The organism is Microbacterium sp. K24 (assembly GCF_004794465.1).
In the GTDB taxonomy this organism is placed as follows: Bacteria; Actinomycetota; Actinomycetes; order Actinomycetales; family Microbacteriaceae; genus Microbacterium.
Genome location: NZ_SSDJ01000069.1, coordinates 1 through 7,922, shown reverse-complemented (window position 1 = coordinate 7,922; position 7,922 = coordinate 1). Strand labels below are relative to the sequence as shown.

The window sequence follows — 7,922 nt, the reverse complement described above, 5'->3', positions numbered from 1 at the left end:
CGTTCGCAGAGCGGGTTCCCTCCCGCTGCGCGGGCCCCTCCCGATGCTCACTCCGGGAGCATCCCGACCTCCTCACGTTGTACGCATTGACACGGTTGCGCGTAAGCCGAGGAACGTTGGGGTAGGGGCGGCAGCGGCTCGCTTCGCTCGTCGACTGCGTGAGATGGCGTCGGGGCCGGTCGTTGAGCGAGCGGAGCGAGACGAAACGTCACGGCGACGGGGCCTGATCTCGTCAGGGCGGCGAAGGTCAGCGGAGGAGGAGGTTGGGCTGCAGCAGGTACTTGAACGAGTCGAGACCGGCCTGATCCACCGAGGTCTGGCTCGTGATCAGCACCGGGCTGAGCTTGTTCGCGTTGTCGCTCGACGTGAAGGTGACCCGCACGAACTCGCTCTTCACCGCGCCGAGCGCCTCGATCAGGTACTGCGGGTTCAGACCGAGAGTGACCTCGTCACCGCCGTGGAGGATCGCGTCGACCGACTCGGAAGCGCGAGCGTGCTCGCTGCCCGACGCGTCCATCGTGACGCTGTCGCTCGAGAACGTGAACCGCAGCGGCGCGGCTCGATCGAGCACGAGCGACACACGGCGCACAGCCTCGACGAGGTCGGCGGTGTTGACGACCGCGTAGTGGTCGGTCTGCTCGGGGAAGAGTCGGCGGACCGGCGGGAAGTTGCCCTTGATGAGCAGCGACGTCACGGTCTTGTTACCGGCCGTGAAGGCGATGATCTCGCGCTCGCCCGCCCCGGAGAACGCGATCTGGATGGTGCCGGCGTGACCGAAGGTCTTGCCGACCTCGACCAGGGTGCGCGCGGGGACGAGCGCGGTGGCCTCGACCTCCGCACCATCCCACGGCACGTCGCGGATCGACACCCGATAACGGTCGGTCGCGACGAGGCTGAGGTTCTGCCCCGCCACCGCGAGCTGCACACCGGTGAGCACCGGAGTGACGTCATCGCGGGACGCCGCGAAGCCGACCTGCGCGATCGCGGTGCCGAAGTCGTCGGCCGGGACGACGCCCGAGGATCCGGAGACCTCGGGGATCGACGGATATTCCTCGACCGGCATGGCGGCGAGCGTGAAGCGCGCGGACCCGCAGGTGACGGTGATCCCGCCGTCTTCCTCGACGGCGATCTCGATCGGAGCGTTGGGAAGCCGGCTGGCGATGTCGGAGAGCAGACGGCCGTGGACCAGGATCGTGCCCGGCGTCTCGACGGTCGCCTCGATGGTGGTGCGAGCGGACGCCTCGTAGTCGAAAGCCGAGAGGGTCAGACCGGAACCGTCTGCCTCGATCAGCACTCCGGCCAGGATCGGCTGCGGGTTCCTCTGCGGGAGCAGCTTGACGACGAAGGACACAGCCTCGCTGAAGACATCGCGGTTGACCTGAAACCTCACGGGTTCTCCCTCGTCATCGATCTGTGACATGTCGTCGTCAGTCCTGCCAGTGCAGGGCTTCCCATGCTAGCCCCACAGTCCGGCGTATCCCTACGACCGGAGGTTTTGTCGTTCGACCCCGCTTGTCCCCACCGTCTGGTGATCGGATCGCCCCCTAGAAGTGTTAACTCCTTAACAGTGTTAACCGCTGTGGATTCTGTGGATAAGTCGGTGGAAAGCAGACGCGAGTAGGGAACTACACAGCTGTCACTTGTGGAATCCCTGAGGAATCCGCGGGTGTACGGCATCCGACCCCCCTCCGCGGTGTCGATAGTTATCCACAGGTTTGACCGCTCAGCCCACATTCGTCCCGGTCGATCCGACAACCATCCACAAGTTATCCACATGTGCATAGAAGCATTTATCGGATGATGCCTGGGCGTGTCAAGGACGCAGAAAAGGGGACGCGGCACCCGGATCGGATGCCGCGTCCCCTGTGCCCGCTGACGCGCTCAGCGTCGGCCGAGCTGCGTGGTGATCTCCGTCACCTGGTTGTAGATCGACCGGCGCTCCTTCATGAGCTCGCTGATCTTCTTGTAGGCGTACATGACGGTGGTGTGGTCGCGGTTGCCGAACAGCTGCCCGATCTTCGGCAGCGACAGGCTGGTGCGCTCCCGGCACAGGTACATCGCGATCTGCCGTGCGGTGGCGATCTGCTGCGAACGGCTCGAGCCGTAGAGATCGTCGACCGTCAGCTTGAAGTACTGCGCGGTCGCCGTGATGATGTCGGTCGGCGAGATGATGTTGTCCTCGGCCGTGTCGATGATGTCGCGGAGCACGGTCTGCGCGAGGGAGATGTCGAGCGACGACCGGTTCAGGCTCGCGAACGCCGAGACGCGGATGAGGGCTCCCTCGAGTTCTCGGATGTTCGACGACACCACGGTCGCGATGTACTCGAGCACCTCGTCCGGGATGTGGAGTGCCTCGCTCTGCGCCTTCTTGCGGAGGATCGCGATGCGGGTCTCCAGGTCGGGCGCCTGCACGTCGGTGATGAGGCCCCACTCGAAACGGCTGCGCATCCGATCCTCGAAGCCAGTGAGGTGCTTCGGGGCGACGTCGCTGGTGATCACGACCTGCTTGTTGTGGTCGTGCAGCGTGTTGAAGGTGTGGAAGAAGGCTTCCTGCGTCTCGGCTCGACCCTGCAGGAACTGGATGTCGTCGATGAGGAGGATGTCCACATCGCGGTAGCGCGCCTGGAATGCGGCGCCCCGGTTGTTGGCGATGGAGTTGATGAAGTCGTTGGTGAACTCCTCGCTCGAGACGTAGCGCACCTTGACGCCGGCGTAGAGCGATTGCGCGTAGTCGCCGATCGCGTGGAGAAGATGTGTCTTGCCGAGTCCGGAGTCGCCGTAGATGAAGAGCGGGTTGTAGGCCTTGGCCGGAGCCTCGGCGACCGCGACGGCTGCGGCGTGGGCGAAGCGGTTGGACTGGCCGATCACGAAGTTGTCGAAGGTGTACTTCGGGTTCAGCCGTGATTCGTGGCGCAGCTGCGTGGGCTGCTCCATCGGGGATTCGACGCGGATCTGCTCCTGTCGCCCGAAGTCGCCCACCGCGATCGGTGCGGTCGGCTGCTCGGCGAGCTCGTGGTTCACGACGACGCGGTAGGAGGTGACCTCCTCGCCGATGTGCGAGAGGGCTTCCATGATAGGCAGGCGCAGACGTTTGTTGATCTGCGCGGCCGTGAGATCGTTCGGCACCTCGAGGTACAGCGTCGCCGCCATCACACCCGCCGGAACGGCGAGACTGAGGAAGCCCTGCAGCTGCGGCGTGACCCTGTCGTCATCCACCAGGAGCTCCTGCACCGTGGTCCAGATAGGAACGTCGGGCTGGGCTGGTGAGGACATGACGCTCCGGACGGGGATTCGGTGAGGGCTCCGACGTGCCGTGCCCCTGTGGATAACTTCGGTTGCCACGGTAGTCACCGCGGCTGGGAACGGCAACCTGCCCCGGGAAATCCGCGCGCGTGTCATGAACCCCGGGCGCGCCCCGGTTGTGGATAATGGCTGTGCGGTTCGTGCCGGGTACCGGATCTGAAGCGCGCAGATTTGCTCTGCGCGCTGGCAGGACGTACCCTTACTTGGTTGACTTATGCCATTTTTTTGGCAGTTCCCCATGTCTCCGGTCGCAGTGAACCCGGTGGCAGTATTCCCGGAGTGATTCCATGACGAAGCGTACTTTCCAGCCCAACAACCGTCGTCGCGCCAAGAAGCACGGCTTCCGTGCCCGCATGCGCACCCGCGCCGGCCGCGGCATCCTCGCTGCCCGCCGCGCGAAGGGCCGCACCGAGCTCTCCGCGTAGTCCGCTGTGCTCGCCCGCCCGTATCGGCTGACCCGCGGGAGCGACTATCGACTGGTCGTTCGCCGCGGATCGCGTTGTGGCGGGTCGCGCGTCATCACCTCGATGATGCCGACGGGCGAGAGCAGAGCCGCGCGGTTCGGGTTCATCGTCAGCAAGCAGGTGGGCACCGCTGTGGTGCGCAACACCGTGCGCCGGCGTCTGAAAGCCGTGTGCGCGGAGGCGCTGCCGCGCGTTCCCGAGGGCACGGATGTCGTCATCCGTGCCCTTCCTGCATCTGCGACGGCATCGTTCGCCGAACTCCGGGCGGATGTGAACCGCTGTCTCGGTCGGCTCGCGCCGGCGCAGACGGCGAGTGCGTCATGACAGCCCTGCCCGCGTCGTCGGTCGGATCGGCTCGGATGGAGTCGCGCGATCTGCTGCGCAGCATCCCGCTGATCCCGCGGAATCTGGTTCTCGGATTCCTGACGGCGTACCGCAAGACCATCTCGCCTCTGTATGGAGATGTCTGTGCGTATTACCCCAGCTGTTCCGCTTACGCTGTAGGTGCGGTGCAGCAGCACGGTGCCGTGCGGGGGACGCTGTCCTCCGTGTGGCGCATCCTCCGCTGCAATCCCTGGACTCGCGGTGGCGTCGATGACGTCCGTCCGCATGAACACTTCCGCTACGACCTGACTGCTCACGGTTTCGTCGTCCCTTCCCGAAAGGACTGAACGGTGGGTCTAGACCTTCTGCTCGCCAGCACCACACCCAGCCCCGCGGCTTCCGGGGGTGGCTTCGACCTGATCGGCACCATCCTCTGGCCGCTCAAGTGGGTCGTCGAGATGATCCTCGTCGCCTGGCACTGGCTGTTCACGGCCGTGGGTCTGCCCGCGGCATCCGGCCTCACCTGGGTGCTGTCGATCATCGGTCTCGTCATCGTTGTTCGTGCTGCTCTGATCCCGCTGTTCGTGAAGCAGATCAAGAGCCAGCGAAAGATGATGGAAATCGCTCCTGAGCTGCGGAAAGTTCAGGAGAAGTACAAGGGCAAGAAGGATCAGCTCTCCCGCGAGGCGATGAGCCGGGAGACCATGGGTCTCTATAAGAAGCACGGCACGACGCCGATGTCGAGCTGTCTTCCGCTGCTGGTGCAGATGCCGATCTTCTTCTCTCTGTTCAGTGTGCTCAGCGATGTGAAGAAGCACGCGGAGGCCGGTATCGGCGGCGTCGGCTTCATGAGCGCCGAGCTCACCAAGGAGTTCTACGACGCGAAGCTCTTCAACGTCGCATCCCTGCACGAGACGCTCGGCAATGCAGTGGATGCCGGCAACACGACGGCGATCATCATCCTGGTCACGCTCGTGGTGCTGATGATCGGCTCGCAGTTCTTCACTCAGCTGCAGATCATCTCGAAGAACCTGTCGCCCGAGGCCAAGACCGGCCAGGCGTACCAGATGCAGAAGATCATGCTCTACGTGCTGCCGCTCGGCTTCATCTTCTCGGGCGTCTTCTTCCCTCTCGGCGTCGTCGTGTACTGGTTCATCTCGAACCTCTGGACCATGGGACAGCAGTTCCTCGTCATCCGCGAGATGCCCACCCCCGGATCCGAGGCTGCCAAGGCGCGTGAAGAGCGACTGGCGAAGCGCGGCAAGGCGATCGACTCGTCCGGCAAGGTCGTTCCGATGGCCGCATACGAGGCGGAGCAGCAGCGACTGCTCGAAGAGGCCGAGAAGGCCAAGGCTCAGACACCGAAGCGTCAGCAGCCCGTCGGCAAGAAGCGTGCGAAGAAGAAGGGGAGCGGTTCATGAGCGAGGTCGTGACCGAGACCACCGAACCGACGGTGGCGCAGCTGGAGAACGAAGGCGACATCGCCGCGGACTACCTCGAGGAGCTGCTCGACATCGCCGATATCGATGGCGACCTGAACCTCGATGTGCGTCAGGGACGCGCGTACGTGTCGGTGGAAGCGGAGGGAGACGGCCTTGCGCTGCTCTCCGCTCCCGACACCGTGCAGGCTCTTCAGGAGCTGACGCGTCTCGCCGTGCAGAACCGCACGGGTTCGTTCTCGCGTCTGATCCTCGATATCGGCGGATCGCGCGACACACGCCGTCGTCAGCTCGAGACGCTGGTGGATGCCGCGGCCGCGAAGCTCGACGAGGGTTCGTCACAGGCGTCGCTGCCTTCGATGTCGAGCTACGAGCGCAAGCTGGTGCACGACATCGCGGCTGACCGCGGTCTGGTCTCCGAGTCATATGGCGAGGGTGCGGACCGGCACACGGTGCTTCGTCGCCGTTGATGTTTCACGTGAAACATCACCTGCTTCGGAGCGTGGCTGCGTGACCATGGATGGCGGCGAAGGCGAACTCGAGGTCGAACCCGAGATCGCTGCGGAGTTGTTCGGCGACCGGATCGACCTCGCTCGTTCGTTCACTGACGCACTCGCGCGTGAGGGGGAGGAGCGGGGCCTCATCGGACCTCTCGAACTTCCGCGCCTCTGGACGCGTCACATCCTGAACAGCGTCATCGCCGCACCTCTCTTCCATGGATCGGTCGCGGACATCGGCTCGGGTGCAGGACTCCCTGGCCTGGTGCTGGCCATCGCCCGTCCCGACGTGCAGTGGACGCTCATCGAGCCGATGGAGCGACGTGTCACCTGGCTCAACGAGCAGGTCGCGGCACTCGCGCTCACGAATGTCGATGTCGTCCGAGCTCGGGCCGAGGACGTTCGCCCGAGCGAGGGCTTCGATGTCGTGACCGCTCGCGCCGTCAGCGCGCTGCGCACGCTCATTCCCCTGACAGCACCGCTGGTGCGCGATGGTGGTGAGCTTTCCCTGCTCAAGGGGATGAACGCCGCCAACGAGATCGATGCTGCGCAGAAGCAGATCAGGAAGTTCCGGCTGTCCGACGTGCGCGTCGAGGTCCTGGGTGAGGGAGTGCTGCCGGAGACGACACGAGTCGTACGGGCGGTCGTGCGGTAGGTCGCCCCGGGGGCTCTCATCATGTTTCACGTGGAAAATGGTTGTGGCTCCTCAGGATCGTGAGGTTTCTCGCGGGCCGGGAGGGATTGCTTCCCTTCATTCGCAGAGCGGGCGCCCTCCCCGCAAGCGGGGCCCCTCCCGATGCTCACTCAGGGAACAATCCCACCCCGCGGCCGTGGGAGCGACGCTGTGCGCGCGAGGCGAGGAGAACCGGAAGTCCCTGCGAGCAGGAGTTCGTCGCCTGGTCGGGGTCGCAGTCCTTTGCGTGAAATGCGGCCTCATGCGTGGGGTGTAATGGGGTCATGCGGGTGGAGAGAGTCGTTCCCAATCTGACAGTGGAGGATGTTCGGAGTTCGGTGCAAATGCATCGGGACGTGCTGGGGTGGTCGGTGGTCATGGACCACGGATGGATCGTCACCCTCGCCGATGATCAGGGGCGGCAGCTGAGCATCATGGATCGTGATGCTTCTGCCGCGGTGAATCCCCAGGTCTCGATCTTCGTCGATGACGTGCACGAGGCCTTGCGTCGCGCCGTCGCTGCTGGCGCGGAGATCGTGCACCCGCTCACTGTGGAGCCCTGGGGCGTCACACGCTTCTTCTACAGGGATGCCGGCGGCAGTGTGATCAACATGGGTGCGCACACCTGACTAGACGGTGTGAAACGGGGGAGGCCCGCTCCGTGCGGCATGTCGGAAGCGCCTGAGGAGAGAGCATGATCCGCTGATGTTCCGCAGCGAGGGTGGAGGTGTGTTTCACGTGAAACATGCGCGTGGTCCCGCCGTTGCCGTCTCCTGACGGGTCGTCCCTTCATCACCCAGCTCAGGATTCCGCAACGACGCGTGCCCGTCACGGCGTCGGGTCGACCCGAGAGGTGGTGTAGCGATCGCCGGATCGAGCACCGAGGGCTCTGCTCTCGCAAGAACAGTGCGGAGGTCTCACTCAACCAACTGAGTGTTCCGTTGTGAACCTGACTCGGGGCCGGTCCGTTACGCGTCTCTTCAGCCTCCCTCAACGTGACATTCTCGCCACGAGGGCAGACCCATCGGCGGGCGTCAAACTCGGCGGGTGGATCATCCCGCGCCCTGCGGCCGTCATTTCGTTCCACCGCTATCCCGAAGCAAATGCCAGGTGACGTTCCACGTGAAACATCAGATCGCTCATATGTCGATATGCTCTCGCGCACCTTGCGCGCGAGGATCGGGATGAGGGGGGCCTCGTCGTCTCGACGGGACGTCTTCTT

9 protein-coding genes are annotated in these 7,922 nt (G+C 64.5%); 7 read left to right on the top strand and 2 right to left on the bottom strand.

The annotated features are described in order from the left end of the window. Nucleotides 1–247 precede the first annotated feature (247 nt). Together dnaN and dnaA are read right to left on the bottom strand one after the other, a co-directional pair. Entirely contained in the window at nt 248–1,390 is a 1,143-nt protein-coding gene (gene dnaN / locus DW306_RS05545) for a DNA polymerase III subunit beta (RefSeq protein ID WP_136054624.1), read from the bottom strand. Between the two features lie 491 nt (nt 1,391–1,881). After that, nucleotides 1,882–3,273 carry a chromosomal replication initiator protein DnaA gene (gene dnaA, locus DW306_RS05540; protein ID WP_136054623.1) on the bottom strand — a complete coding sequence of 464 codons (1,392 nt, stop codon included), beginning with the start codon at nt 3,271–3,273 and terminating at the stop codon, nt 1,882–1,884. 317 nt (nt 3,274–3,590) lie between these two features. On the opposite strand from dnaA, the gene rpmH reads away from it, so the two are divergent. From rpmH to DW306_RS05505, 7 genes are all read left to right on the top strand, one after another. After that, a complete protein-coding gene (gene rpmH / locus DW306_RS05535) occupies nt 3,591–3,728 on the top strand; it encodes a 50S ribosomal protein L34 (RefSeq protein WP_045278552.1) in 138 nt (45 codons plus the stop codon). Nucleotides 3,729–3,734: 6 nt separating this feature from the next. Further along, nucleotides 3,735–4,091, top strand: coding sequence for a ribonuclease P protein component (rnpA, locus tag DW306_RS05530; protein WP_136054622.1), 357 nt, complete (start codon nt 3,735–3,737; stop codon nt 4,089–4,091). Further along, nucleotides 4,088–4,438, top strand: coding sequence for a membrane protein insertion efficiency factor YidD (gene yidD, locus DW306_RS05525; protein ID WP_136054621.1), 351 nt, complete (start codon nt 4,088–4,090; stop codon nt 4,436–4,438). The genes rnpA and yidD overlap by 4 nt, the downstream gene beginning before the upstream one ends. A gap of 3 nt (nt 4,439–4,441) precedes the next feature. Beyond that, nucleotides 4,442–5,512, top strand: coding sequence for a membrane protein insertase YidC (gene yidC / locus DW306_RS05520; protein WP_136054620.1), 1,071 nt, complete (start codon nt 4,442–4,444; stop codon nt 5,510–5,512). Next, nucleotides 5,509–6,000 (top strand): R3H domain-containing nucleic acid-binding protein, encoded by a 492-nt coding sequence (locus DW306_RS05515; protein ID WP_136054619.1) that lies wholly within the window; start codon nt 5,509–5,511, stop codon nt 5,998–6,000. The genes yidC and DW306_RS05515 overlap by 4 nt, the downstream gene beginning before the upstream one ends. Before the next feature lie 46 nt (nt 6,001–6,046). After that, nucleotides 6,047–6,682, top strand: a complete 636-nt coding sequence (gene rsmG / locus DW306_RS05510) for a 16S rRNA (guanine(527)-N(7))-methyltransferase RsmG (RefSeq protein ID WP_240747082.1) — start codon at nt 6,047–6,049, stop codon at nt 6,680–6,682. 302 nt (nt 6,683–6,984) lie between these two features. After that, nucleotides 6,985–7,329, top strand: a complete 345-nt coding sequence (locus DW306_RS05505; protein ID WP_136054617.1) for a VOC family protein — start codon at nt 6,985–6,987, stop codon at nt 7,327–7,329. The last annotated feature ends 593 nt before the right edge of the window (nt 7,330–7,922 follow it).